This is a genomic window from Agrobacterium sp. 22-210-1 (assembly GCF_053522525.1).
In genome coordinates this window covers 161340-187236 of the sequence record NZ_JBNWCI010000003.1, presented here as the reverse complement: position 1 = coordinate 187236, position 25897 = coordinate 161340, and the positions used below count along the sequence as shown (strand labels likewise).

The following is a 25897-nucleotide window of genomic DNA, read 5'->3' as shown; positions in this document are numbered from 1 at the left end:
TCAGTTCAGGTCAATATAGGCAGCGTCGAGCGCGATATTCTGACGAGCCGTCTGGATAATTTTTTTACCTTCCACCCTCACCACGCCGTCAGAGCCCAATGAGATTCGGGCCTCGCCGTTGCGGATCGTCAGCGTCCCGGAACCATCGAACTCGATCATCGTCGCGAGCTTCAGAAGCTTCCCCCATGCATCCTCCGGCAACGGAAGAGCGTCCCCTAAAAGCGCTTTACGATCAGGTATCTGATTCATATCGTGCGAACTCCCTCTAAATTCACCCAGGTGGAAGGCCGATCCCAAAATGAGCGGCGCTCCCATCGACCACAGATATTCATTTCAGTTGACCCACCAAACCCTCTCCGATGGTACGGGTGACGAAGTCGGTATGGATCATCGTTGCAACATCTTTTGGCGTGGCGGGGAACGCCGTGAGCGAAGCCACTGCGGCGACAACGCCCTTCCTGAAGCTCAATACGGTCCTGGCACGTATCTTCTGCTCGCTGCCCTGGAGAGTAACGATGTCGATGAAACCCTTATCCACATCGCCGACTTTTTCGCCGGGAACGAAGCTGACGTCCTGGTCCAGCTTAAAGCCGACGTCCGGCATGAGATTTTGCAGTTCGATTTCCACCACCTTCGCGGCAAGCTGACGCAGTTGGTCGTCAGTTGGCGACAGATCCGACTTGGGCGTTGGAAAGACGAACAGGGATACAGCCGCGTTTCCGTCTGGATCATTGGAATTTGTGAATATCGCCCCCGTATAGGACGGATTGGGATCGCTGTTCTGCGTCAGTTTTTTCCATCCGTCCGGCAGACGTGCGGAGTAGGCGGCGCCACCGCTCGACGGCAGCTCTTCCAGATGCATCGCGCCGTCAATGCTGTCAGTCGTTTCGTTGTCGAGCTTCAAAGCTCCGAAAAATTGCGAGATCCGGGGTTCGACGCGGGCGGCCTGCTCTTCCGCGTAGCCAGCGCGCACGACGAGCAGAGACTTATCCTTACGCCAAACCGCGACCCTCTCACGGCGGTTGAATCCATTATCCGGCCCGAGGGCAAACACATCGCCAGCGTCACGACCATACTCCTTCATCGCGGAGACAGAAGGCGCCCATTCTTTCGCAAAGAGCCGGGCGTAATCGACCCCGCGCGCAACCTTTTCCGGTTTGATCTCGGCGGTGATGATCTGGATTTCGAAATGATCGCGATTGGCGGGATCATAACCGATCGTCTGCAGGGTCACATTGTCGAAGGTTTCGTACTTATCCCATTCGGACAGTGCCCGCTTTTCCTTAAACCACATAAATTTATCGATCTTGACCGAGTGGAAGTTAAGATCCTTGGTTTCCTCAAAGCCATATGGCTCCGACGCCTTCGCTGTGCTGTCGAGGGTCAAACGACTCGTATAATCTTCGGCCATAACATCCAATCCAATTGCGGTCGTCATTAAAACCATCGCCGAAAAAGACAGTCGGCGCAGCACCAAAAATAGAGGCTTCAACGTTCGGTTCTCCGTATCATTTTCCCTGCCATCCCTTGATGAGGTCTGCTGCCTTATCAAGACCCGTCAGGCCGCCGGACACTTTGGCGCCGCCGCCGAGGCCAAAACCAAGTTTGGCGCCGACCTCGGCGCGCGCCTTGCCTTTTTTCACGCCTGCTTCCGCAGATGCCTCAGCCTGAGCGCCAACGGCTCCCTGCAGTTCACCGCCAACGCACACACCTATATCCCATTTGTCCTCAATGAGTTGGTTGTGCTCTTCGAACAGCCAGTTCCACGCTTTGATGACAGGATTGCCGACACGGCTTGGCGTCAGGCAAAGTTCTCCGTTGACCGAGCCCTCGATGACATTTGCCTTGGCGGCGAGTTTCAGCGTCCCCGTCACCTCTTCAGGGTTACCGACAAAAGCAACCTCGCCCTCCAGCTCTCCTTTCAGCACCGCGCCTTTTGCGGCTCCGGAGATGACCTGGTCTTTGAGAACCTCGACTTTTCCTTGAGCAGCGGCGACACTGGCTTTTGCGCTCAATTTGGCATCAATTCCGCCCTTGGTGACAGAAAATCCGGCCTTTCCATCGCCCTCCCGTGCACCGAGCTTGTATTCTCCCGAAGCCCAATCCTTTGCCGGGTCGCCAAAGCTGTCGCCAGCCACCTTCTTGTCGTGTTTCCACCAGGTATATTCGGCGACCTGAAAATTGCGCTCCTTCCATTTGCCGCGCCAGTCGGTGTCGTGGGCGGTCTTTCCGTCCGGGTTGGTGCGTGTATAGCCCGAAGCGAGATACTCCCTGACGCCGCGCTGATATTTCTTGCCGACGCCGGCGTCCTTGTAATCCTTGCTCAGTTCGCCGAATTTCCAGGCGCTTTCCTTGCTCTCGTTTTCACGTTCCTTCTGGGGAAGGAGTTTGTTTGCGCTAGACGATCGTCCGAAAAGCACGGTCTCGTCCACAGCGGGTATATATTCGCATAATCCGCCTTTGGAATTGAACGACTGCTGGGGAGCATCCGCGCGAAATGGCGGCGTGATCCCCGGAGACACCGGAAAAAACGGGTGACGTTTGAACGTCGACAGGTCAGTTTTCAACATCTCCAGGACATTGTCGTCGTCGTATGCGGAAAACGGCACACCCAGCATGCGAGACGGCGGCAATCCTGACGGTTTCTCAGCCATGGCCTACACTCAGTTCTGTGTAATCTGGTCGGCTTGGAAATGAATATGCTTCCCTTGAATCACGATATGCCCCTCGCGCGACATCGTCAGCATCGAGTTCTCTCCCACTTTGATCGTCAATTGTTCGCCCACCCGAATGTTCATGATACGCCCGATATCTGTGTCAGAGCGCCCCCGCACGATGACGCTGTGAGATTTACCGACCGTCGTTTGATAGGTATGCCCAACAACCGTCGATTTGGCGCCGCCGACAACCTCCGAGGAACCAATACCAACGACCTGCGAGTGATTTTTCTCGACGAAAAGCTGGAAATTCCCTTTTGCGAAATTGAAAGGGTCCGGGATCTTGAGTTTGCCCAAGGCAGCTCCAACCTTGTCGAAGACAAGCTTCGTCTTGTCCCTCAGAAGGTTCGACAAGGCATTTTCGCCGACTGCAATCGACATGTTGCCCGCTATGACCTCGTCATGATCGCCACCAACTTCCGTCGATTTGTCGTTGGCCACGAGTTCCGATTTATCGCGTCCCACACGCTTGGAGTAATCGTTCAGAATTTCAAAATTCGTATCCTTCTGAGCGTGGAGAAATACCTCCTCCTTGGCCGCCTCGTCCTCAAACCGCAATTCGTTAAATCCGGACCCTTTGTGCGTGTTGGTGCGGAATGTGCTGCGCGTCTTGTTTGCCGGCAGCTCATAAGGCACGGTCTGTCGCGCATTCGGCACCACCCCCGTCACCAGCGGACGGTCGGGATCGCCGTCCACGAAGGCAACCATCACCTCCATGCCGATGCGCGGAATGATCTGGCCGCCCCAGGTGGAGCCTGCCCAGTTCTGTGCCACCCGCACCCAGCACGTATCGGTTCCATCCTTCTTCGCCTTGCGGTCCCACGGGAACCACAGCTTGATGCGGCCATATTGATCCGGATGGATTTCCTCGCCTTCAGGACCGGCGACGATCGCCACCTGCGTACCCTCGATGCGCGGCCGCCTCGTCGCACGGTGCGGCGTCAGCGGCACGCGCGCCGGGATCGCCTCGAAACTGTTGCGATATTCCGGCTCGTTGCTGTTTGTCTCATAGGAGAGATCCACAATACTGTGGCTTGCCCTGATGATCACATGTTCTTCATAGGCGTGATCGGGATGCGCAACCTCGTAAGGCGTAAAGCGGCGGCCGGCTTCCAGGATGCGCGTGGTCGAAGACCCGAATACACGGTCATGGTCGGCCTCGATGGATTGGGTTCTGAGTTTCTGCGCCCGCTCGGCCTCTTCAACCGTCTTGATCCGGGCCGGATATTCATAAAGCTCGCGTTTCGTCGCATCCGGCATCTGCACCAGTGAGGGCGTCATGGTGCCAGGCACCATGCCCGGTGTCTCGAAATTCCAGTCCGCACCCGCACGCTGACCCGACACATAGGAAAAACGCCGCGCCCAGTCGCTAATGTGGTTGCGATCCGACGAACCCTGCGCCAGACGCACCGTCCCCTCGCCCTGGGCGGCCGGCGACGGCCCGAGCCAGCCGCTGGCGCTGTCGGCCACATGCAGCTTGTGGGAACCGTCCTCATGGGCAAACCAGTAGAACAGCCCGTCCTCTTCGAAACGCCGGGTGAGATAGTCCAGATCGGTCTCGTTAAACTGCACGCTGTAATGCTGCGCCGGCGGCGGCGAGATGATGCCCGATGTATCGGGGGCGGGAATGCCGTGTTCGGAAAACAGCGTCTCGACGATCTCGACCGCCGTCTTGTCCATCCAGATGCGGCAATCCGAGCGGCGCGACAGAAGCCACATCTGCGGCCGCAGCGTCAGCGCATAGGAGCGCATGCCGCGGGTGATCGGCGGACCTTCGTGCAATTCCGTCACCAGACCATTGAACGGCCGGCGAACACCGCCACCGTCGCCATCGCCCTGGCTGATCTCGACCGACACATCGACAAGCCGGCCAATCAGTTCCTCGGGCTTGACCGCTTCCTTCTTGGCCCGCAGGGTCAGGTGGATTTCGAAGAGCCGTGATACGCCCTCATCAACCGCAAGTCGTTCCGGCAGAAGCTGGTCTTCGCCCAGCGGGGACTTGACCTTGAGAACGCGGCTCGCCTGAACGAAATCGGAAAAAGAAGACTGATCATTCATGGCAAACCTCGATGGAAGATCGGAAAAATATCAATCAGCTGTCAAAATCTCGACAGAATGCAATCAAACATTGTGGCGAAACCAAGGACTCACCATGAATTCTGCAACCTGCATATGCCAAAATTCCATAGATGAGATCTGACAGGCTGAGGTGTGGAGTGCCGCTCGAAAGAAATCCGAGACAGACAAAGCACGATGCCGAGACTTACGGCCTGCGCCGCGAAGAGGCCGCCGGCACTCGCCATGGTGCCGGATGGTGGGTCAGTATCAGGCGGCGCGGCCACAGGATCGTCAGGCTGTTCAAGGACAGTATTTACGGTTCCGGCGACGAAGCCTACTGTCAGGCACGCGCCTACCGCGACGCCATCCTTCTTGCCATTCCGCCCGCCACCAATCACGAACAGGCCGTACTTCTGCGTAGAAACAACCGAAGTGGTATCTCCGGCGTCAGGCGCGTTGAGACGGCCGATGGCGATGTCTGGCAGGCAACGCTGATGACCAATGAGGGACAGAAAAGAGAAAACTTCTCCGTCGCCAAACTGGGCGAGGAGGCGGCAAAATCGATGGCGATAACGCAGCGCCGCAAATGGCTGAAGGCGCTGCCCGTCACCCATCTCGCATATGCGCATCACGCCGCCGAGGTTGCGCGCGCGCAATTTGGCGACGGGCTTGCGCCGGCGGATGATGTTTTGCCTGAGGTGCGTCTGACCGATGCTGACATCGAGGCGCGTATCAAAGAGATTAACGACCAATTTGATGCGTCTCGTCCGAAGCGACTGCGGGTTCGGGTAAAAAGCTATTCGAAGGACAGGATATCCATCGCAGTTTCCGATGCAGAAAGCCCCGCGCGGAAAAAGCTCATGCACCTCAATAGGCGCGGCAAGACAGGGATCGACATCGTCGAGGCGATCAACAGAAGCGTCCGGGAAACCTTGGCAGCAATTCATGATGAGAGGGTCGCGTGCTGGTTCAGCTCCACCTATGGGAACAAACTGCTCAATCCGCAGACATTCAACATTGATGAGGGTTTCAACGTGCTTGTTTTTGTGCCGGAGGAGCAGTGCAGCCGATGACGACTTTTCCGTCCGTTCCCCGCGCGGGAACGGCGTAAAAAAGCCCACCCCATTACCTCATCGACTTGAGCTGATATTTATGACAGCGGAAGAGCCAATCTGAACAAAGGAATAATCGACCGCCCCCCGTTTCCATCCGGCCGTTGTATTTTCTACCTCGTCATTCTTGTCGAGATTATCTGGTGCACCAAGCCTCTCTACGCCGGTGCGCATAATCAGGCTACTCTTCGCCTGCCGTAACGATTAAAGAAGCCGTATGTCCCATGCTTGGTCGGAGGCTCTCCCGGGGCCCAGAGGCTGTTTTGAATTGTCGGTGCAGACTGATTGAACCGGTGACAACTACTGTCCCGGGCGCTCCACCCGAGGGCTGGTTGCTCGAATTCCGGCCCTGAAAGTCAAATTCCCGCGTGCAATCAAATCCTTTATACGTTGATTGATGCCGAGGATATCTAAGGAGGTAACTGTGTTTCGCTGGGCTTACCGATTTCTGGCGGTTTTGGGAGTTGCTGTCGGTTCAGCCATTGCGGCGGACGGCGACGAAATGCGAATTTTCCACAACGCCGTTCATGTGGGCAAAGTGGAAACGGTCCGGACAATGCTCGCGACCGATCCCGGGCTTGCCGTTTCCAGGGACCAATATGGTTTCCAACCGATACACCTCCTCGACATGTATCCGGATAAGGAAGTGCTCGATCTCCTGCTTGAAAATGGCGCAAACATCAATGCTGTGAACGATGAGGGCGTCACCATTCTCCACATTGTCACCGATCCGGACGCCGTGCCGCTCCTTGTGGAACGAGGCGCAAACATTGAGTCTCGCGACAAAAGAGGGTGGACCCCGTTGATCATGCAGGCAAATAATCAGCAGAATGGTCCGGATGTCGTCGCCGCTCTTCTTGCTCATGGCGCTGATCCGAATGCAGAAGGGCACGATGGCGAAACCGCCCTTTCCTTCGCAAGGGAAACGGGTGATGAATCATTTATCGAGGTCCTTACCGCAAACGGTGCGACGAAGTGACAACAGGTTCATGTTGAACGGCACCCTTCCTACCGCAAGACAAGGCGGCACTAGCTGCCAAAATCCTCAATCAGGTTTGGCTGGCTGCGTAAGATAGAATGGGATATTCAGCTCGGATACTGATGACTGTCTGCGCCCGAGCCGACTTCCTCGTTTCGCTCTTGAGCGGATACGAACCCCTGACCTTGATGTTCAAGATCCCCAAACAGCTGAAATATCCGGTATTTTAATCGTGAAGCATTTTCGGGGTAGGTGATCAGCAATGTCAACGTTGCACTTTTAGCCAACAGTCAGACGTGACGATGCCCTGAACGATTTGAACTCGCTCAGCGATTGCAACGAGCGCCCGTTATCGATGGATGCCAGGTCGAGGATAATCGCATTGGCAATCGTCATAGGCACCACAAGCGACTGCGATTCACCTGGATCACCTCGTGAGACCAGAATTTGATGGTGGGGTACCGGATCGATCCGTGTGCCCCCGACATCCGTCACAGCCAGTGTTTTTGCTCCCCGCCGTTCTGCAATCTCGCGTACTTCCTGGAGAAGCGGCGGCGCCCTGCGGAAGGCGAGAAACCAAACGACATCTTCGGCGGTCAGCGTTGCCAGCACTTCTGCAAGCTGGTGCATCTGGCTGGCAAGATCGATCGCTTCGTAGCCGGAGCGGCTGAGACGAAGCGCGATAAGGGATGACAGCGCCGCAAAATGCCCGCGTCCGAAGACGAAAATTCGACGGCTGTCGCGTAGGCTGGTCGAAAACGCGCGAATATCGGCATCGGAAACACTGTTGCGGGCCTGTTGAAGAGCAGCGATCTCGCTGTCCAGGATCGACGCCAGCAAGCCGTTGTCTTCGGCCCGCATCAGCCGGGCAGCCATGCGCGCTGCAGGATTTTCAAAATCTCCGCCACCTTCCGTCAGACTGGATTGCAGAAACCCCCGAAACTCCGGATAACCCTTGAAGCCGAGGCGGCGCGCGAGCCTCACCGCAGAGGCCGGATGCACACCTGCCCGCGAAGAAACATCCTTGCCGTTTTCCATCGCCGCGCGGATTGGATCCTGTATCAAAACATCCAGGAGGCGCGTATCGGCATCAGTCAGCCGCGTCGAATGACGGCTTATCAGATCGCTTAAAGCCAGCGGTGCATCCTGCTTGTCCATGTGCTTTCTAAATTCCTTTCACGCTTGGTTTGCAGGCGAAAGATCAACACGTTCGCCACTCTGGCTATCGAAAAACAGCGCGCGGTCAAGATGGAAAGCAATCCAGAATTGTCCCGTATCCTTCGGCATATCCTGACGCGGAGCCGAGACCGTCAGACGCCCAGCCAGGCTTTCACAATGAAGAAGCATATCGGCACCCGTCATTTCGGACAGAAGCAGACGCGCCATGAGCGCTGTCCCATGTGGTTTTTCGGCATGCACGGAGAGAATTTCAGGGCGCAGGCCCGCTGTCAGACCTTGCGGCCCGACCCAGCCCGGAAGCATATCGGCCGGCACGAAATTCATCGGCGGGCTGCCGAGAAAGCTTGCCACGAAACGATTGGCCGGACGATCGTAGATCACATCGGGCCGATCAAACTGCAGAAGATGGCCATCCTTCATGACCGCGATACGATCGGCCAGAGACAGAGCTTCAGTTTGATCATGGGTGACATAGACCATGGTAGCGCCAAGCTGCCGGTGAAGTTCCTTGATCTCGGTGCGCATGGTTATGCGGAGAGCGTTGTCGAGATTCGAAAGCGGCTCGTCCATCAGAAAGATTGAGGCATTGCGGGCCATCGCCCGACCCATTGCAACACGCTGGCGCTGACCACCGGACAAAGCTGCTGGCTTACGATCGAGATAGGCTTCGAGTTGCAGTGTTTTCGCGACACATTGAGCGCGCTCGTTGCGCTCCGACTTTTTCATGCCGCGCAATTCCAGACCAAATGCGATGTTCTCGCGAACGGTCATATGTGGATAGAGCGCATAACTCTGAAAGATCATCGCGATGTCGCGATCCTGCGGCGCGAGATCATTTGCAAGGCGTCCACCAATCTCGATGGTGCCGTCCTCGCAGCGATCAAGGCCAGCGATCAAGCGCAAAAGTGTCGACTTGCCGCAACCGGACGGGCCGACGATCACCACGAACTCACCCGGCTGAATATCAAATGACACGCCGTGGAGCACCTGAGGACCGTTGACATAGGCCTTGCGAATGTTGCGCAGAGAAATCTCACTCATACGGAGGCCTCCATTCGATGTTCTGTACGGAGAGTGATCGCGAGCGTCGGTCGGTCGGTCGTGAAGACCTTCACGCCGAGATCCAGCGCTTTGGTTATCTGCGAGCGGGTGTGAGCAGCCCAGCAGCCGAAATCGAGGCCGGCGGCCTGTACTTGCGCCATCAAGCCCGCATCGGCTGTATCGATGTGAACACCGATCTCATGAATGCTGTGGGCAATCGCTGTCTCAATGACGGCTCCTGCTCCCAGTTGCCGCAGGACCGACGGGCTGACCAGCCAGAGCCGGGGGCGTGTCGTCGCCGTCCAGAGTTCATCCATGGATGCTAGAAGAAACGACGAAAACGTTGTCCGCTCCAGCATGGAATGGCGCTCCAGCTCCGCGATGACAGGAGCAACAAAACCTTCATACGGAAGACCATCGACACCGGGTTTTATCTCGCAGCGGAAATTGACGTGGCTGTCCACATAAAGCGCGCACAATTCCTCGAGCGTCATCGGGTGACTGCCAGCGCCATAGCGGATGGTCGCCGCTTTCACCTTGGCAAGTGTCATATCCACAATTGCGCCGGTCATATCCGTGGTGGCATCGAGCGTCGGATCATGATGGACAACGATGGCACCGTCAGCCGTGGGGTGAAGATCGAATTCGACTTCTTCCAGCGCCATGGCGGCAGTGGCGGTAAAACCATGAGGCGTGCTGTCGCCGAATTCCAGCGTACCGCCGCGGTGGGATGCAATGCGTGTCATATCTGAATGTCCTGGATTATTTGACCGCGCCCATGGTGATGCCGCGCACGAGATGGCGCTCCACCAGAAGGAAGCCTAGGAGAACGGGAAGAATGGTGATCGTGGATGCGGCCATGACGAGCGGCCAGTCAATCAGGCCTTCACCGGGGTTGATGCGGTAAAGGCGGGCAAGGCCGATCTGCAGCGTGTACATATCTTGCTTGCCTACGGCGACGAGCGGCCAGATGTAATTATTCCATTCCGTCATGAAGATGTAGAGAGCCATGGATGCAATGGCCGGGCGGGACAGAGGCACGATGATGCGCCAAAGCACCTGCAGTGACGTTGCGCCATCCATGTATGCTGCCTCGTCCAGCGCCTTCGGGATGCCACGGATGTACTGGCGCAGGAAGAAGGCGGCGAAGCCGTTCGATATTGCTGGCAAGATCAGACCGGCATAGCTGTCCAGCAGCCCAACCTTCGCCAGCGTCAGATAATTCGGAATGAGGCTGATATGGCTCGGGATCATCAGCGTTGCGACGGTTGCTGCAAACAGAAAATCACCGCCCTTGAACGAATACCGTGCGAAGGCGTAGGCCGCCATGGTCGCGAAGGTAATACCGAGCAGCGTCACCATCCCCGAGACGATCAGACTGTTCAGCAGGTAACGGGCGAAGTTGTACTGCCCTACCGCGCGCGCATAGTTATCTAAAGTGAACCCGAGCTCGCCTGCGTAGTAGGCATCCACCGTCTGGAACGACATCCAGATGGAATAGAGCACGGGAGACAGAAACAGCAGGCCGGCGACTAGCGCCAGCCCAGCAAGAAGTGGGTTCTCAGGCTTCATAGTGCACCTTCCGGCCGATGATGCGAGATTTCAGTATCGCGAGCCCGACCAGCAGGATGAACAGCAACACCGCCAGCGCCGACCCACGACCAATATCGAAAAGCACGAACCCGATCTCATAGAGGAGGTTGACGAGCATGTCGGTTGCGCCTGCCGGACCGCCTTTCGTCATCACGTTGACGATCGTGAACACCTGGAAGGCCTCAATGACCGATATCACCAGCAAAAAATACGTGGTCGGCATGACCAAAGGCATGGTGATTCGACGGAATACATGCAGACGCTTGCCGCCATCGACGGCTGCTGCGTCATACAGCTCGCGTGGAATTGCCTGCAGGCCCGCGATGTAGATGACGATGTCGTAGCCGATCTGCTTCCATGTGTTGACGAAGATCAGTACCCAGAGCGCCAGATGAGGGTTCTGCAGCCACTGAACCTTGCCCAGACTAAAGGTGCCGAGCAATGCGTTGACCATGCCGTAATCCGTGGAGAAAACCCATGAGAACACTACGGCGATGGAAACAGTGGATGTCACCGAGGGAAGGAACAGAGCGCCGCGCAGCAGACGGACATGCACGGAATCGCGCACGAGATAGGCGGCGATTACCAGTGCGAGGCCGAGCCGCAACGGCACGGATAGTACTGCAAACAGGGTCGTCACCCAGAGGGAGTTCCACAAATCTCGGGAGGCTAGCAACTGCTCGTAATTGCGAAGCCCGACAAAGGGCATGTTCGGAGAGAGAAAATTCCATTCGCGGAAACTCAGATTTAGGCTTGCGAGAATGGGAATGTAGGTGAACAGCGCGATGAAGATCATCAGCGGCGCCACGAAGAGATAAGGTGTGAGCTTGCGAAACATGTAATGACCGCACCGACAGACACTTGAGGCGTCCGTCGGTACCCTTTTCACGAGAGGATCAGTTGCTGAGGCGCTTTTCTTCGGCACGCGTCTGTGCAGCAAAGTCCTTCATTGTCGCGTCCACATCACGCTGACCGAGCGCCATGGCTTCCCACATCTTGTATTCGGTGGTGCGCATCCAGGTGACCACGGTCGTCCGAGCACGACCGTGCGCGACGGGCAGGGATTCGATCGCTACATTGATGCCAGGCTGCGTGGCCAGGGCTTCCTTGGCGATCGGAAGGTCCGCACTCTTCTTGTTGATGGGCAAGTAACCTGTTCCGGCAAACCAGGTTGCGTTTGCTTCAGGCGATGCTGCATAACTGATAAACTTGTAAGCAGCATCCTGCACATCCTTCTCCGAAGTGGACATGATGCCAATTCCAGCACCACCAATCGGCACGGAGCATGTCTTGTTGCATGGCATCGGCCGAACAACCAGGTCATCTCCCAGCGCCTTTTTCGAACCGACGTAATTGCCCGTCGAGTTCATCATGATCCCGACCTTCTTGGCGAGAAAGGCGTCGCGACCATTGTCTTCCTCGGTCACGCCGTCCGGCGATGCGACCTTGCTGTCTTTCACAAGCGACGCCATCCACTGATAGGCTTCGATTGTGTTCGGCTTATCCAGAAGGATTTCACCACTCTTCGGATCGACCATCTCGCTATCATTGGCCATGACCAGACCCCAGCGCGCGAACTGCCCCGGCGCTGCGATACCGGAGATACCCTGGGAGCCAAGCTTCTCGTTGATCGTCTTGGCTGCTGCGGAGATATCCTCGAACGTCTTCAGGGGAGTATCAGCCGGGAGACCAGCGCGGGCGAAGATGTCCTTGTTAAAATACAGAACTGGGGTCGAGGAGTTGAACGGCACAACATAATTCTTGCCGTTGATCACCCCCACTTCGCGGGCGTAATCGTAGAGATCGTCCTTTAATGGGTCGGCATCGAAATATGGGGTAAGATCGGTCAGCAGATTGTTGTTAGCAAACAACCCATAGCGCGTGACTTCAAGGATGACTGCATCTGGTGCACGGCGTGCGGGAATGGCGGCCTGCAGCTTGGCGATGATGTCGTTGTAGCTGCCGACATACTCGGCTTCGCTATCGATATCGGGGTTGGCGGCTTCAAAACCCGCGATGATCTTGTCGAGCGCCTCGCCGTTCGATTTGTTGAAGCTGTGCCAGAACTTCACCGTTGTGGCAGCATCAGCCGAAGAGACCCCCGCGGCGAGTGAAAGGACGCTCGCCGTGAGGGCGATTTGCAATTTCTGTAACATCCGTATCTCCTGTGCAAAAATAATTGCAATGACGGCTGCTTAGCAATTGCATGAGACACTTTCTTGAAGGTCTTACGACGTTTTGATGACGAAGTTCCGCCAGCGCTCGTGTCTTGCACCGGCGATGAGCCGAGTGTCGGTGCTTCGCCTTGAAAGGAATAGAACCGGCAGCCCGCAGGACAGAAGTCTCAGCCGTATTCGACAAGCCATAGATTTTGACACCAAATGGTGCTATATGAGCGGCTAATCAGCGGGAGCTCGACATGCGATCTACCATAAATCTCGACGACAATCTCATGGCACGGGCCAAGTCCCTCACTGGCACGAAGGAAACAGCGGCTCTTGTTCGGCAAGCCCTGGAGACACTTGTGCGCGTGGAATCTGGCAAACGATTAATCGCGCTTGGCGGCTCTATGCCCGAGGCTGAGGCTTCTCCTCGCCGACGGAGCGATATAGCCAAGTGATTTTAGTAGACACATCAATCTGGATAGATCATTTCCGATACGGTGACGCGGAACTATGCAAAATCATTAACGATGACCGGCTGCTGTGCCACCCGTTCATTGTTGGGGAATTGGCGCTCGGTAACCTTCGAGAACGGGATGCAGTTATAGCTTTTCTAACAGCCCAGCGCGAAGCGCTGATCGCAAGCCATGCAGAAGTAATGACAATAATCGATCGGAATTCGATATTCAGCATGGGGATCGGTTACACGGACGCGCACTTGTTGACTTCAACACTGCTCGACCGCCGATCAAGCTTGTGGACAAGAGACAAACGCCTGGCGGCGGCAGCACAAAAGGTTGGCGCCACGCTTCATCCACACGCAGAAGCCTCTCACTAGAACGGAACGCAAGATTGCTAAGCAGTTCTAGATCCTATTGAAGGGATCTGAACCTCCGACCCTTGCCCATCGCGTACTAAGCCACTGGAAACAGCAGAATTCGTTGCGAGTTCATCGGCTGCGCCATAACCACTACTATGGAACCTCAGACGGCTGTTGTCGGATTTCAGTCCCGAAACCAACAACAGCTCTCGCCCAGCCATTTCCAGCGGCTTGATCGTAGCAGTCGTGGCCGTAAGCTGCCTTGTCGCCACCAAGGCAGTTCAGGCCACGGCCTGTGCGCCGGTGATTTCGACAAGCGAACCGCACATGAACGCCGCCTCATCGGAGGCAAGGAAGGCGACAAGCGCAGCAACCTCTTCAGGCTTGCCGATCCGGCCGAACGGAACCATCTTGTCGAGATCGGCCATCGTCCGCCCCGAGCGTTTGACGCCGGCTTCGAGCATCGGCGTATGGATTTCACCTGGGCAGACGGCGTTTACGCGGATTTTGTCCGGTGCGTAGTCGCGCGCAAGGTTCTGCGTGAACGCGGCGACGGCGGCTTTGGTCGTGTTATAGGCGATGTGGTTCGGGGCCGGATAAAGTCCCCACTGAGAAGCGGTGTTGACGATCGCCCCGCCACCGCCGGCGATCATATGCGGTAGCGCAGCCCGGCAGAGATGGAACATCGAGTCGAGGTTGACAGTAAAGCTGATGTCCCAGTCCTCGTCAGAAAGGGACAACAAGTTTCCGCGCCGATTGATGCCTGCATTGTTGACAAGGATGTCAATCCGCTCTTTGACAGCGAATGTCTTCTGGACTAGATCGAAGCACGAATCCTTCTTCGAGATGTCGGCAGCGATCACGAGTGCCGCGCCGCCTTCCGCCTCGATGCCCTTCACAACTTCCCTAGCCGCCTCTTCGTTTACGTCGGTGACCACGACCAACGAGCCTTCCAACGCCAGGCGACGCGCGATCGCAGAGCCGATGCCGCCGCCCGCACCCGTCACGATCGCAACCTTGTTCTCAAACCGTTTCATGGAATCTCCCCAAGTTATCTGATGTAGCTTCCGCCGTTGACGTCGAGTGTCGCGCCGTTAAGCGACGCCTGTCCCGGCCGTAGAATGAATGCAACGAGTTCGGCGACTTCGCCCGGTTCGGCCATCTCGCCGATTGGAATGTCCGATACCGCCGCCGCTTTTCCATGCGCCGCGATAAACTCTTCCGCCATGTCGGTGCGTACCCATCCAGGCGCGATCGCGATCGCAGTCACACCATCGGGGCCGAAGCTGCGGGCGATCGACTTTGTCAGATTGACGAGGGCAGCTTTCGTCGATCCATACGGCATCGCGTCTGCCGCATAGCCGCGCTGGCCTGCCCGGCTCGCCATGTTGACGATGCGCCCACCGCCGTTCGCCTTGAAGTGCCGGATAGCTTCCTTGGAGAGATCCGCGGCGGCGAAAAAGTTGATCTGGAACTCGTGCTGCCAGGCGGCCTTCCAGTCCGAAGCGGAAGCCTCAATGGAGATTTCGGTACGGATCCCTGCATTGTTCACGAGCGCATGGATCCTTCCCGCCACCGCCAGGGATCTCTCCCACAGTTCGAAGGGGCCTTCGTCAGATGAAAGGTCACCCTGCACGATCCAGCCAACTTCGCCGATGTCGGAAAGCAATCGCTCGGCACTCGTGATGTCTCGCCCGTAGTGGATGATCGGCCGGGCGCCTTCAGCAGCTAGTTGCTTGACGACAGCCGCGCCGATGCCGCCCGAGGCGCCGGTCACGAGTACGTTCTGCCCTTCGAGTGCCTTGGTCATCTCTCACCTCATTTCAGGAGGCCGACCTGCGGCCCCCAAGTGTCCGACAATGCAAAACCCGTCATGAACGGGTCATCACTTTCCACTCGCAATTCGGTTCGACCGTACACGTAGCCACGCCCTGTGATCCTTGGAAGCACGGCCTTGCGACCGCCAATCTCGGTCTCTCCGATCACTTCGGCAATGAACTCACCGCCGATAATCGATCTGGACGTCCGCGCATCGCCTACGGTGACGAGACCCCGTGCGTGAAGCGTTGCGAGATTTGCCGAGCTTCCAGTGCCACACGGAGAGCGGTCAACGCGTCCCGGCTGGAGTGTGGTGCAAGTGCGTACGGCACCGTCCGGTTCGTTGTCACGGAACATGACGTAGGCGATCTCGTCGACGCCAGGCAGCGTCGGATGCGACACACTTACCTGCTCGGCAAGAAGCCGCTTGAGTTCGATCCCTGCCTCCGCGAGCTTTCGGGCGTTGTCGGGCGCGATCGTGAGGTCGACTTGCCCAACGTCCACCAGGGCGTAGTAGACGCCGCCGAACGCAATATCGACCTTGATGCGCCCCCACGCTGGGGTGTCGATCTCATGATCCAGCAGCTCTGCAAAGCTCGGCACGTTGTTGAGGCTGACACCGACGCAACGACCGTTCTCACATCGGGCCTGGGCCACGATCAAGCCCGCGGGCGTGTCCAGCCTGACGGTCGTCTCAGGTTCGACCATCGGAATGCGGCCGCTCTCGAGAAGGGCAGTTACGAAGCAGATGCAATTGCTGCCAGACATGGGATGAGCGCGATCAGCCTGAAGCACGATGAAGCCGGCGTCGGCGTCCGGCCGTGTCGGGGCGACCAGCAGGTTCACCGACATGGCGACGTTGGCACGCGGTTCGAACGTAACGAACCTGCGAAGACTATCGTCCACATTATTGATATGGTTCATCTTGTCCAGCATGGTCGCTCCGGGGATTTCCGGAGCGCCGCCGACGAGGACGTGGCCAAGTTCTCCCTGGCAATGAACCAGAAGAAGGTCGAGATGCTTTCCGAATTCCATGCTCGCTGGCCTCACTTGATGTACCAGCCCCAGGGCTTGTCGGTCACGTACTTGGTGATCTGCTTGGTCTCGAGGTAGTTTTCGAGACCCCAGTGTCCGAGTTCTCGGCCGATACCCGATTCCTTGTAGCCGCCCCATGGCGCTTCCGTGAATGTCGGCTGCGAGCAGTTGATCCAGACAATGCCGGCGCGGAAGGCGGCTGCGACGCGCTCGGCGCGAGCGTCGTCCTTCGACATCACGGCCGCTCCGAGACCGAAACGGGAATCATTCGAAAGCTCGATCGCCTCGTCCTCGGTCTTGAACGGCTTGACGCAGACGACCGGTCCGAAAATCTCCTCGATCCAGGCGTCGCTATCCAGCGGCACGTCGGTGAGGATCGTTGGCTGCAGGTAGTAGCCCTTGTCAAAGCCTTCCGGACGTTCGCCGCCGCTGGCGACGGTCGCTCCCGCCTTTCGCGCGCCCTCGATCGCGGCGACGACGTTCTCATATTGCTTCTGTGATACGAGCGGTCCAAGGAGCACGCCCTCGTCGAGGCCGTTACCGATCTTGATCTTCTTCGTCTCCTCGACCAATCGGGCCATGAAACGATCGTAGATGGTATCCTGGACCAGAACGCGCGACGTGCCGGAGCAGACTTGTCCTTGGTTCCAGAAGATGCCGAACATGACCCACTCGACCGCGTCGTCGATATCCGCGTCCTCGAACACCACGAATGGCGACTTGCCACCGAGTTCGAGGCTGATGCGCTTGATGTCGCGCGCAGCGGCGGCCATGATCTTCGAGCCCACCGGGCCAGAGCCCGTGAAGGCCAGCTTGTCGACGCCCTTGTGATCAATGATGGCCTGCCCGGCGACCGAGCCGGTGCCGGTCAAGACGTTCAGGACGCCCGGAGGAAGCCCCGCCTCATCTGCGACCGCCGCAAGCTCAAGCGCCGTAAGCGAGGTGAGTTCTGCAGGCTTCAGGACGACCGTGCATCCAGCCGCGAGGGCCGGAGCCACCTTCCAGGCGGCCATCAGAAGCGGGAAGTTCCAGGGGATGATCGCGCCGGCCACGCCGACCGGCTCCTTGACCGCCTTGGATGTAAAGCGATCATCCGGCAACGCGATGATTTCTTCCGGATTGTTGTCGAGCTGCTCGGCGAGGTCCGCGTAGAAGTCGAAGCAACCGGCCGCGTCCGCAATATCCCAGTCCGCTTCGGGAAACGGCTTTCCATTGTCGAGGACTTCAAGCTTGGCGATCTCCGACTGCCGGGCGCGGATACCGTCCGCGATCGCGCGCAGATACTTGGCGCGCTGCGCTCCCGTGAGCTTAGGCCAACCGTCCTTGTCGAACGCCCGGCGAGCAGCTTTCACCGCGATGTCGACGTCTTCGGCCGTGGCGGAAGCAATCGTTTGAATGACTTCCTCGGTCGCCGGGTTCGTCACGGTGGAAGAGCCACCCTTGACCGGCTTCGCCCACTTGCCATCGATATAGAGTTCGGTTCGCATTGTCAGTTCCCTTGCCTTCGTTGGTCGCAGCCGGTTTAGAACCGGTCGACGCGATAGGGTTTCATGTCGACGGGCGGCGCAGCGCCCGTAATGAGATCCGTCATCAGACGGGCTGTGGTGGCCCCGTAAGTCAGGCCAAGATGTCCGTGACCCGTGGCGTACCAGACATTCGTTCTCTTTGCGGACCGGCCCATCACCGGCACCGTGTCGGGCATAGCCGGCCGATGGCCCATCCATTCCGTGACGCCCTCCACCTGCAGCTCGGGAAGCGCTTCCCTTGCCCGCTTCACCAGCACCTTCGCCCGACGGTAGTCAGAGGCGGCGTCGAGCCCCGCCATCTCGACCGTGCCGCCAACACGGATGCCTCCTGCGGTCGGCGTGACCATGAAGGCACGAGCCGGCCAGATGAGAGAGTGACGCATGGAGACGCCGGGCGCCTGGATTTGCGTATGGTAGCCGCGCTCGGTCTCGAGGGGGATCGGCTCGCCGAGCATGGCCGACAGTCGCCCAGTGAATGCCCCTGCGGCGAGAACCACCCTACCCGCTTCAATCCTTCGTCCGTCTTTCAAGCCCACGGCGCTGACGCCACCGCCTTCATGTTCAAAGCCCACGACCTCGCCGGCCTGAACGGAACCGCCCAGCTTTTTGAACTGGTCCGCAAGCGCTACGACGAGCTCATAGGGATTGGCTATGGACCGATTGTCCGGGAAGAGCACCGCCTTGCCAATCTTCGTGGTTATCGCAGGTTCGAGGTCGCGAATGGCGTTGCTGCCAAGGACTTCATATCGAAAGCCAAACCGGTCGAGAATTTCGATATGTTCGTGGTCGGCTCTGAACTCGGCCTCGTCGGTGTAGACGCTGAGGCAACCCTCGGCGGAAATCATGTGCCGGAGGCCGGTCTCGTCGAGTAGCGCATCCAGGTCTTCGTAGACGCGACGGCACAGGACAGCGCCCGCCGACTCCAGCTCGCGAAGCTTTGAAGGTCGGCTGGCTGATAGAAAGCGCAGGAACCAGGGGATAAGCTTTGGCATGTAGGAGGGTCGAATACGAACCGGGCCTTCGGGATCGAGCATCCACCCCGGCATCTGCACCCAGATTCCCGGACGGGACGCAGGCATGAATTCAGTCACGGCAATGCTCGCCATGTTGCCATAGGACGCGCCCGTCCCCGGCTCGTTGCGATCAAGGAGCACCACGGTCTCGCCACGACGCTGTAATTGGTATGCGATTGCTGTGCCGATGATCCCGGCACCGACGACGATGGTTTGAGACACTTCAGCTCCTCGATCTTGGGAAGACGGCCGGAGGTCTGTTCCGGCCGGTCGCATCTTTTACCAATTCAGGATCGGCTGCATCGCAGCCTTGAATTCGGCCTTCTCTTCGGCGGTCAGCTCTCCGAGCGGAGCGCGGGTGATACCTACCGGAAGCCCCTGCAGCTCGCAGCCGTACTTCACCTTCTGCACGAACTTCCCGCTTTCGAGGATGTTCATCGCGCGATAGAGGACGATCATCTTCTCCCGCGCGGCCTTCAGGTCGCCCGAGCGGAAGGTTCGGTCGAGGTCAACGCAGGCCTTCGCCATGCAGTTGGCGGGTCCGCAGATCCAGGAGTCGGCGCCCCAGAACATGAAGTCGAGAGCGATGTCGTCCGAACCGGATACGAGGTCGATGCGGCCACTGTAACGCGAATGGATGTCGATAGCGCGCTGGAGGGATCCCGAGCTTTCCTTGATCCCCAGCACGCGCCGATCATCCGCAAGCGCGTCCAGGATGTCGAAGCCAATCTCAACGCCGTCCTTGTAGGGGTAGCTGTAGAGAACGAGATTGACGTCGGTTTCCTTCAGCACCGTCTTGAAGTGTGAGAGGAGTTCGTCCTGCGTCGGACGGGTGTAGAACGGCGTTGCGAGCAGCACCGTGTCGTAACCGATTTCCTTGGCCTTCAACGTGTTCTCGATGACCTCTCGGGTGGCAGGCGCGTTAGTACCCGCGATGAGGATCTCGCCGTCATTCGCAAAGTCCTTCACGAACTTGAGCACTTCAAGGCGCTCGTCGTTTGAAAGGGCGGAATACTCGCCAGTCGAGCCCATCGGAACCCAGCCCGTAACACCAGCGGCACGCAGCGCAGTCAGGTGCTTTTCGTAGGCCTTAAAATCGACCTTGCCGTTCGCGTCGAACGGGGTGATGAGCGCGGGCATGACGCCGGAAAGTTTCATGGAATTGTTCTCCTGTAACGGGCCGCTAGATTGCGAGTTTCTTGAGGATACGTCCCTCGACGAGCGTGACTGCTCGTGTGATGGGGAAAGCGATGACGAAGTAGATGAGAGCGACCACGGTGAGCACTTCGACAGGCCTGGCCGTGTTGTTGGAAATGTTCTGACTGACGAACATCAGGTCTGCCATGCCGACCGCCGAGACCAGTGCGCTCTCCTTGAAGAGGCTGACGCAGTTCGACAGAAGCGTCGGGATCGCGCGCAGGACGGCTTGGGGAAGAATGACGCTGGTCACCTGCACCCACGACGGCAGACCGAGGGCGACGCATGCATCCCTCTGCTCAGGCCCGATCGATTTGAGGCTGGCGCGAAACGTCTCGCTGGTGATCGCTCCCATGTAGAGCGTCAAGGCGATGACGCCAGATGCGAAGTTAGAGAGTTCGACGCCCAGGATCAGGGGCAGGCAGAAGAAGATCCAGAAAAGCTGGATGAGCACGGGCGTGCCGCGGAAGAACTCGACGTAGGTTCCGGAAATCAGGCGAAGAAAGGTGCTGCGCGATGTTCGCGCCAGGCCGGCAAGGAAGCCAAGCATGCATCCCAACAAAATACAGACCGCCGTGAGCTCCAACGTCGTCATGAGCCCGAGAAGGAGCGCATGTTCGAACCTTGCGAGGACGGAGAAATCAAGCGACATATGAACCTCCTAGCTTGCGAGCATTTGACGGCGGCGTTCCAGAAACCCGACGATCTGGGTGACGGGGAACGACACGGCGAAATAGATGAGGGCCACGACGGTGAATGTTTCGATCGGACGATATGTTTCGGTGGCAAGCGATTTCGCCTCATACATAAGGTCGGCGATTGCAACGATGGCGACGAGCGCGCTCTGCTGGAAGATGACGATGCCGTTTGTTAAAAGCACCGGAACCGAGGCGCGGAACGCGGTCGGAAACACGATGTAGAGAACGCGTTGCCAGGGATTGAGCCCCAGCGCGATCCCGGCGTCGAGCTGTTCCCTGGGAACCGCCTGAATCGACGCGCGGTAAGCTTCGGCGTTGAAGGCTGTGAGGTTGAGGCCGAGCGCCATCACCCCCATCGTGATTGGATCGAGGAAGACGTCGAACAGCATTGGCACGCAGTAAAAGATCCACACGATCTGGACGATCGCAGGCGTACACCGGAAGAACTCGACGAAGAGCATGAACGGCATGCGAAGGAGCCGGTACGGGCTCATCAGCAGCAGGGCGAGGCCGAAGCCGGCGATAACGCCTATGATGTTCGCAGCGACCGTCAGCTCGAGCGATACCACCAGCCCCCGCAAAAGTGGTGCAAAGGAAATGGAGTTAAAGTCGAACGTGTAGTTCATCGCCACCTCCTATTGCTTGATGTGGAAAACGCGGTCGATGAATTCCTTGGTGCGCTCCTCCTTCGGAGAACCGAGCACCTGTTCGGGCGGACCGTCTTCGACCACGACACCGCCGGCACAGAAGATGACACGGGACGCGATGTTCTTTGCGAACCACATGTCATGCGTGACGATCATCATCGGCATGTTCTGCGAGGCGAGCTGCATGATCACCTGCTCGACTTCGCTGACAAGTTCCGGGTCGAGCGCAGAAGTCACCTCGTCGAACAGCATCAGCTTGGGATCGAGCATCAGGGCGCGCGCGATGGCGACCCGCTGCTTCTGGCCGCCCGATAGCTGGGCCGGGTAGGCCTTGGCTTTCGCGCCCAGGCCGAACCGCTCAAGGAGAGCCTGCGCACGGGCCTGCGCCGACGCTTTCGGTTCGCCCCGGACCTTGCATGGTGCGAGCATCAAGTTCTGGATGACGCTGAGATGTGGGAACAGCGTATAGTGCTGAAACACCATGCCGATCGAACGACGAACGTTGGTGTCGATGAGGGTCTTCTTGGCTGGCCCCTCCGAAGAGATGTAAGGCTTGCCGTCGAAACTGATCGAACCGCTGTCAATCTGTTCGAGGCCCATCATGACGCGGAGAAGCGTGCTCTTGCCGCCACCGCTCGGGCCTATGACGACGACGCGGTCGCCGGGCTTCATTTCGATGTCGATGCCCCTGAGCACCTGAATCGCACCGTCGCCGTAGCTCTTGTGCAGGGCCTGCATTTTAACGAGAGGTAAATTGAAAGACATGGTCATGGCCGATCTCGGTTTACATCGAGTGCGGGACAGCGCCGACCAATGGGCGTCAGCGCTGTTGGCGATGTTAGTTCGAGCCCTTGAGGACCTGATCGACCGCCTTCTTGATCAAATCGTCGACGTGACCCGTCGCGACCTTCTCTTCAAGGAAGATATTGACCACTTCGACATCGGCCGTAGACATGTTGTGCGGCAGGCCGAAGGAAACGCCCTGCTTGGCGAGCGCCGGCGTCGGGCTGAGTGCAACCGCCCAGTCTGGATTCGCCTGCGTCAGAAGCAGGTTGGTGTCGGAGGCGTCCACCAGGATGTCTGCGCGCTTGGACGTCAGCGCCAGGCGCGTCTCATCGTTGCCCGGCAGGCGCATGATCGTGGCGGTCTTGACCGCGGCCGAAATGGCCTTGTCCTGCGCGGTACCCGACATGACGGCGATCGTGACGCCAGCCTTGTCGACGTCAGCGACCGACGTTGCGCCCTGCGGGATCTTCGGGTTGTTCTTGTTGTAGACGAGAGAGATCTGGTACTCCATCGCCGGGATCGAGAACTGGACGGCCATGGCGCGCGCCGGAGTGCGGTTGAGCGCCAGGGAGACGTCCCACTTGCTCGCCTGCAGGCCCGCTACTATGTTGTCCCAGGTCGTATCGACGAACTCAGCCTTGACCTTGAGGGCGTCGGCGAATTCACGGCAAAGATCGGCGTAAAAGCCCGAGTATTCGCCAGTCGCGGGATCACGCATGATGTAAGGCGGGGCGACGGCCGCACCGCATTTCAGAACACCGGCCTTCTGGACGCCCTGCCAGTATCCTTCGGCGGTCTGGGCGTGGGCAGAGGTGGCGGACAGACCTGCCACCAGGGCGAGCGCGGGCATCGCCCGCAAGGCGGACGTTATCATCTTCGAAAGCATCGGCATTCCTCTTTGCTGTGCGCGAAGCGCGTTGTTCCACTCGTCGGCTTGAGCCGTTCTTTTGTTCTTATCTGTCGGCTTGGTGTCGACTGACGATAAAATGTCAACAGCGTGTCGACAAAGTCAAGCGAAAAAATTACATTGCGAGCAGCGGGGTTTTCTGGCCCAATGCCGCATTGCGAAAGAAAGGGACCTAAGTGTCTGACGAGACTGAAACGAAGCGGGTGCGCGGAACCGGCTCGCGAAGCGTATATGAAAGCCTGAGAAATGAGATTCTCTCGCTCGCACTTCCTCCGGGCCAGCTCCTGGACGAGACGACGCTCGCAGAGCGCTTCAACATGTCCCGCGCTCCGGTGCGCGAAGCTCTCATCCGTCTCGGCTCGGACGAGCTGGTCGTAACACTTTCGAACCGCAGCACGATCGTCGCCCCGATCGAAGTCGCAACGTTTCCGAAGTACGTGGAGGCGCTCGATATCGCCCAGCGGATGAACACGCGGTTGGCGGCGGCGCTACGAACGGACGCCGACCTCAAGGTTATCGCCAAGCGCGACAAGGCGTTCGCCGCCGCGGTCAAGACCGGAAACCATCTCGCCATGTCGGAGGCCAACAAGGAATTCCACATGGCGATCGCCTACGCCGGCAAGAACCAATACCTCGCATCCTTCTATGAGAAGCTTCTCTCGCAGGGACAGCGCATGCTTCATCTGCATTTCGAGTATCTTGAGAGAACCCACGAAGGCTATCTCCTGACTGACGAGCATACCAAGATGTTCGAGGCCGTCCGCGATCGGAATATCGATCTGGCTGACGAGCTGGCCCACGCTCACACGCGGCAGTTCCAGGACAATTTCATCAACTTCATGCGCGAAAACTACACAACGGATGTCACGCTCGGTCCATTGCGAGCTGCGGAATAGATCCTGAGCGTCAACAGCATGGGCTTCGTCGGGACAATTTCAGAAGGATGGGTCGCGGGCTTCCGGGACCGCCCTGCAGTGGAGAGCGCGGGTAGAATTGTGGAAGCGACCGCTAGCGACGCAGAACGGCTATGCCTTCATCACAGCCGCCTCTGTTCGGATATTCGACAGATGTGTTCCGGTAGCAACGACCGCACGCGCTTCGCTGATCAGATCATCATCGATGGCGATAGAAGACCGGCGGAAACTGGTTCTCGTCGCGAATGCCAAGGATAACAAGCGCGGTCAGCCGCTCCGGATCCGTAGTCACACCACGGGTATCAACCTTTTCACTGATCAGTTGCTCACGAATGAAACGGCCCATGTGTTCGTCACCGACGCGTGTGATGACTGCACTTTTCAGTCCGAGGCGCGCTGCGCCACATGCAATGTTCGTGGGGCTGCCACCAATGTATTTGTGGAAGGTTCCCATGTCCTCCAGACGGCCACCCACCTGTGCACCGTAGCGATCGACGCTGGACCGTCCGATGGTGATAACATCGAGTTGCTTATTCATCTTCGTCTTTCCGCTGCACACACGTCCTGATCAAGGCATGCGTCCGCCTGCACGCGCATTGGCTGAGTTAATGACTGGAGACGGTGCTATTACCGCGTCCGGGTGTTTGAAAAACCGCTACGGCTCGATCTGAATGGTTCGTCCTTCAATTGCGGACAGGCGGGCAGCATCGAGAACTGCAAGAGTTGCCGCGGCTTGCTCTGCGGTGACGGGAGGCTCACCTTTTTCTTCAACGGCCTTCGCAAAAGCTTCGTAGTAGGAATGATAGCGGCCCTGTTCCGACGGAACACGCTCGTCACGTGTTCGCGTTTTCAGAACTCCCCATCGGTCGGGTGTTTCGTACCCCCACCCCTTCAGGTCGTCCGCCGGCTTTTTCCCTTTGAAGATCGCCTGCGTCTGGACGTCGGTGCCGAAAGAAACATAGCTGCCGTTTTTTCCATAGGCCCTGAATTCCCGCGTCGTCAGGCGGTTGAGTTTCGATGCCGACAGATGAGAGTGCACACCGTTGGCATGCATCAGATTGATGACAAACCCGGCGTCGGTGTTGCCCTGCGCCGTTTGTGCCATGTCCATGTAGGCCGAGACGTGTTTGACAGGCCCGATCAGCCAGAGCATTTGATCCACGAGATGGCTACCGAGATCACGTAGCAGCCCTCCCGTCGGCCCGGCTTCCAGCGTGTCCGGATCATCGAACTCCATGCGGGAATGCACTCTCCACAACGCGCCGAGCTGGCCGGTTTCCAGAACCTTTTTCAACGTCAGGATGTCGGCGTCAAAACGACGGTTATGGTAGACGCCAAGAACGACGTCGGCTTGCTTTGCGGCTTCATCGAGCTCGCGGGCCACTGCGGCACTGGGAGCAAAGGGTTTATCAGCAACGACGTGCAGGCCGGCCGCGATTGCCTCCAGGACAAGTTCACGTCGGGTATGCGGTGGCGTCGTTATGGTGACGGCATCGATATCTCCGGCATTTATCATGGCCGTCAAACTATCGTAGACGGCGACATCTGGCAGATCGGCCTGCACCCTGCAAATGGTCTCTGGCGCTCGCGCGACAACGCCTGTTAGCTCCACTCCATCCGCTGCTGCGATGTAGGGCGCGTGGAAATGCCGCCCGCCCGTGCCGTATCCTACCAGTCCGATGCGCATGTGTTTTC

At 58.1% G+C, this 25897-nt stretch carries 26 protein-coding genes and 1 pseudogene; 5 read left to right on the top strand and 22 right to left on the bottom strand.

The genetic code is table 11. From position 1 onward, the window contains the following. The 4 genes from ACQZ5F_RS19175 to tssI form a co-directional block, all read right to left on the bottom strand. A complete protein-coding gene (locus ACQZ5F_RS19175) occupies window positions 1–249 on the bottom strand; it encodes a hypothetical protein (protein ID WP_137002572.1) in 249 nt (82 codons plus the stop codon). Window positions 250–328: 79 nt separating this feature from the next. Further along, complete coding sequence (locus ACQZ5F_RS19170) at window positions 329–1492, bottom strand: hypothetical protein (RefSeq protein WP_448730719.1); 1164 nt, start codon at window positions 1490–1492, stop codon at window positions 329–331. 16 nt (window positions 1493–1508) lie between these two features. Continuing rightward, window positions 1509–2654 carry a hypothetical protein gene (locus ACQZ5F_RS19165; protein WP_137330455.1) on the bottom strand — a complete coding sequence of 382 codons (1146 nt, stop codon included), beginning with the start codon at window positions 2652–2654 and terminating at the stop codon, window positions 1509–1511. A 9-nt stretch (window positions 2655–2663) separates the two neighbouring features. Continuing rightward, window positions 2664–4775: a type VI secretion system tip protein TssI/VgrG gene (gene tssI / locus ACQZ5F_RS19160; protein ID WP_448730718.1), complete on the bottom strand. Its 2112-nt coding sequence runs from the start codon at window positions 4773–4775 to the stop codon at window positions 2664–2666. 158 nt (window positions 4776–4933) lie between these two features. Here tssI and ACQZ5F_RS19155 point away from each other — a divergent pair, with 158 nt between their 5' ends. Both ACQZ5F_RS19155 and ACQZ5F_RS19150 read left to right on the top strand, forming a co-directional pair. Then, window positions 4934–5848 carry a hypothetical protein gene (locus ACQZ5F_RS19155; RefSeq protein WP_448730717.1) on the top strand — a complete coding sequence of 305 codons (915 nt, stop codon included), beginning with the start codon at window positions 4934–4936 and terminating at the stop codon, window positions 5846–5848. Between the two features lie 463 nt (window positions 5849–6311). Next, window positions 6312–6866: an ankyrin repeat domain-containing protein gene (locus ACQZ5F_RS19150; protein WP_225337909.1), complete on the top strand. Its 555-nt coding sequence runs from the start codon at window positions 6312–6314 to the stop codon at window positions 6864–6866. Window positions 6867–7145: 279 nt separating this feature from the next. Here ACQZ5F_RS19150 and ACQZ5F_RS19145 read toward each other — a convergent pair whose 3' ends face one another. The 6 genes from ACQZ5F_RS19145 to ACQZ5F_RS19120 are packed head-to-tail and all read right to left on the bottom strand — an operon-like array spanning window position 7146 to window position 12835. Continuing rightward, window positions 7146–8024 carry a MurR/RpiR family transcriptional regulator gene (locus tag ACQZ5F_RS19145; protein ID WP_225337910.1) on the bottom strand — a complete coding sequence of 293 codons (879 nt, stop codon included), beginning with the start codon at window positions 8022–8024 and terminating at the stop codon, window positions 7146–7148. Between the two features lie 18 nt (window positions 8025–8042). Beyond that, window positions 8043–9086 (bottom strand): ABC transporter ATP-binding protein, encoded by a 1044-nt coding sequence (locus tag ACQZ5F_RS19140; RefSeq protein ID WP_225337911.1) that lies wholly within the window; start codon window positions 9084–9086, stop codon window positions 8043–8045. Then, window positions 9083–9832 carry a glycerophosphodiester phosphodiesterase family protein gene (locus ACQZ5F_RS19135; RefSeq protein ID WP_225337912.1) on the bottom strand — a complete coding sequence of 250 codons (750 nt, stop codon included), beginning with the start codon at window positions 9830–9832 and terminating at the stop codon, window positions 9083–9085. Before ACQZ5F_RS19135 ends, ACQZ5F_RS19140 begins: the two co-directional genes overlap by 4 nt. Before the next feature lie 16 nt (window positions 9833–9848). Beyond that, on the bottom strand, window positions 9849–10658 hold the full coding sequence (locus tag ACQZ5F_RS19130) for a carbohydrate ABC transporter permease (RefSeq protein ID WP_225337913.1): 810 nt from the start codon (window positions 10656–10658) through the stop codon (window positions 9849–9851). After that, complete coding sequence (locus ACQZ5F_RS19125) at window positions 10648–11517, bottom strand: carbohydrate ABC transporter permease (RefSeq protein ID WP_225337914.1); 870 nt, start codon at window positions 11515–11517, stop codon at window positions 10648–10650. Before ACQZ5F_RS19125 ends, ACQZ5F_RS19130 begins: the two co-directional genes overlap by 11 nt. Before the next feature lie 58 nt (window positions 11518–11575). After that, window positions 11576–12835, bottom strand: a complete 1260-nt coding sequence (locus ACQZ5F_RS19120) for an ABC transporter substrate-binding protein (protein WP_448730716.1) — start codon at window positions 12833–12835, stop codon at window positions 11576–11578. A gap of 263 nt (window positions 12836–13098) precedes the next feature. Between ACQZ5F_RS19120 and ACQZ5F_RS19115 the strand changes: the two genes are divergently transcribed. Beyond that, window positions 13099–13299 (top strand): type II toxin-antitoxin system VapB family antitoxin, encoded by a 201-nt coding sequence (locus tag ACQZ5F_RS19115; RefSeq protein ID WP_225337916.1) that lies wholly within the window; start codon window positions 13099–13101, stop codon window positions 13297–13299. After that, window positions 13296–13679 (top strand): type II toxin-antitoxin system VapC family toxin, encoded by a 384-nt coding sequence (locus ACQZ5F_RS19110; RefSeq protein WP_225337917.1) that lies wholly within the window; start codon window positions 13296–13298, stop codon window positions 13677–13679. The genes ACQZ5F_RS19115 and ACQZ5F_RS19110 overlap by 4 nt, the downstream gene beginning before the upstream one ends. 263 nt (window positions 13680–13942) lie before the next feature. Here ACQZ5F_RS19110 and ACQZ5F_RS19105 read toward each other — a convergent pair whose 3' ends face one another. From ACQZ5F_RS19105 to ACQZ5F_RS19060, 10 genes are all read right to left on the bottom strand, one after another. Continuing rightward, a complete protein-coding gene (locus tag ACQZ5F_RS19105; RefSeq protein ID WP_225337918.1) occupies window positions 13943–14698 on the bottom strand; it encodes an SDR family NAD(P)-dependent oxidoreductase in 756 nt (251 codons plus the stop codon). Window positions 14699–14712: 14 nt separating this feature from the next. After that, window positions 14713–15471, bottom strand: coding sequence for an SDR family NAD(P)-dependent oxidoreductase (locus ACQZ5F_RS19100; RefSeq protein WP_225337919.1), 759 nt, complete (start codon window positions 15469–15471; stop codon window positions 14713–14715). A gap of 8 nt (window positions 15472–15479) precedes the next feature. Beyond that, the gene (locus ACQZ5F_RS19095; protein ID WP_225337920.1) at window positions 15480–16514 is read right to left on the bottom strand and encodes a proline racemase family protein; all 1035 of its coding nucleotides are present in this window, start codon (window positions 16512–16514) and stop codon (window positions 15480–15482) included. Window positions 16515–16525: 11 nt separating this feature from the next. Further along, window positions 16526–18001, bottom strand: a complete 1476-nt coding sequence (locus ACQZ5F_RS19090) for an aldehyde dehydrogenase family protein (RefSeq protein ID WP_225337921.1) — start codon at window positions 17999–18001, stop codon at window positions 16526–16528. Window positions 18002–18036: 35 nt separating this feature from the next. Beyond that, window positions 18037–19275, bottom strand: a complete 1239-nt coding sequence (locus ACQZ5F_RS19085) for an NAD(P)/FAD-dependent oxidoreductase (RefSeq protein ID WP_448730715.1) — start codon at window positions 19273–19275, stop codon at window positions 18037–18039. Window positions 19276–19332: 57 nt separating this feature from the next. Continuing rightward, complete coding sequence (gene dapA, locus ACQZ5F_RS19080) at window positions 19333–20211, bottom strand: 4-hydroxy-tetrahydrodipicolinate synthase (protein ID WP_046802146.1); 879 nt, start codon at window positions 20209–20211, stop codon at window positions 19333–19335. A gap of 25 nt (window positions 20212–20236) precedes the next feature. Then, entirely contained in the window at window positions 20237–20902 is a 666-nt protein-coding gene (locus ACQZ5F_RS19075; RefSeq protein ID WP_046802147.1) for an amino acid ABC transporter permease, read from the bottom strand. Window positions 20903–20911: 9 nt separating this feature from the next. Next, window positions 20912–21574, bottom strand: coding sequence for an amino acid ABC transporter permease (locus ACQZ5F_RS19070; protein ID WP_046802148.1), 663 nt, complete (start codon window positions 21572–21574; stop codon window positions 20912–20914). A 9-nt stretch (window positions 21575–21583) separates the two neighbouring features. Further along, entirely contained in the window at window positions 21584–22366 is a 783-nt protein-coding gene (locus ACQZ5F_RS19065) for an amino acid ABC transporter ATP-binding protein (protein WP_046802149.1), read from the bottom strand. A gap of 67 nt (window positions 22367–22433) precedes the next feature. After that, window positions 22434–23267: a substrate-binding periplasmic protein gene (locus tag ACQZ5F_RS19060; RefSeq protein WP_137087490.1), complete on the bottom strand. Its 834-nt coding sequence runs from the start codon at window positions 23265–23267 to the stop codon at window positions 22434–22436. A gap of 197 nt (window positions 23268–23464) precedes the next feature. Here ACQZ5F_RS19060 and ACQZ5F_RS19055 point away from each other — a divergent pair, with 197 nt between their 5' ends. Beyond that, the gene (locus ACQZ5F_RS19055) at window positions 23465–24184 is read left to right on the top strand and encodes a GntR family transcriptional regulator (protein WP_052820628.1); all 720 of its coding nucleotides are present in this window, start codon (window positions 23465–23467) and stop codon (window positions 24182–24184) included. A gap of 132 nt (window positions 24185–24316) precedes the next feature. Here ACQZ5F_RS19055 and ACQZ5F_RS19050 read toward each other — a convergent pair. Beyond that, a pseudogene (locus ACQZ5F_RS19050) lies at window positions 24317–24740 on the bottom strand (PfkB family carbohydrate kinase); the annotation flags it as partial. 117 nt (window positions 24741–24857) lie between these two features. Then, complete coding sequence (locus ACQZ5F_RS19045) at window positions 24858–25889, bottom strand: Gfo/Idh/MocA family protein (protein ID WP_225337923.1); 1032 nt, start codon at window positions 25887–25889, stop codon at window positions 24858–24860. Window positions 25890–25897 lie beyond the last annotated feature (8 nt).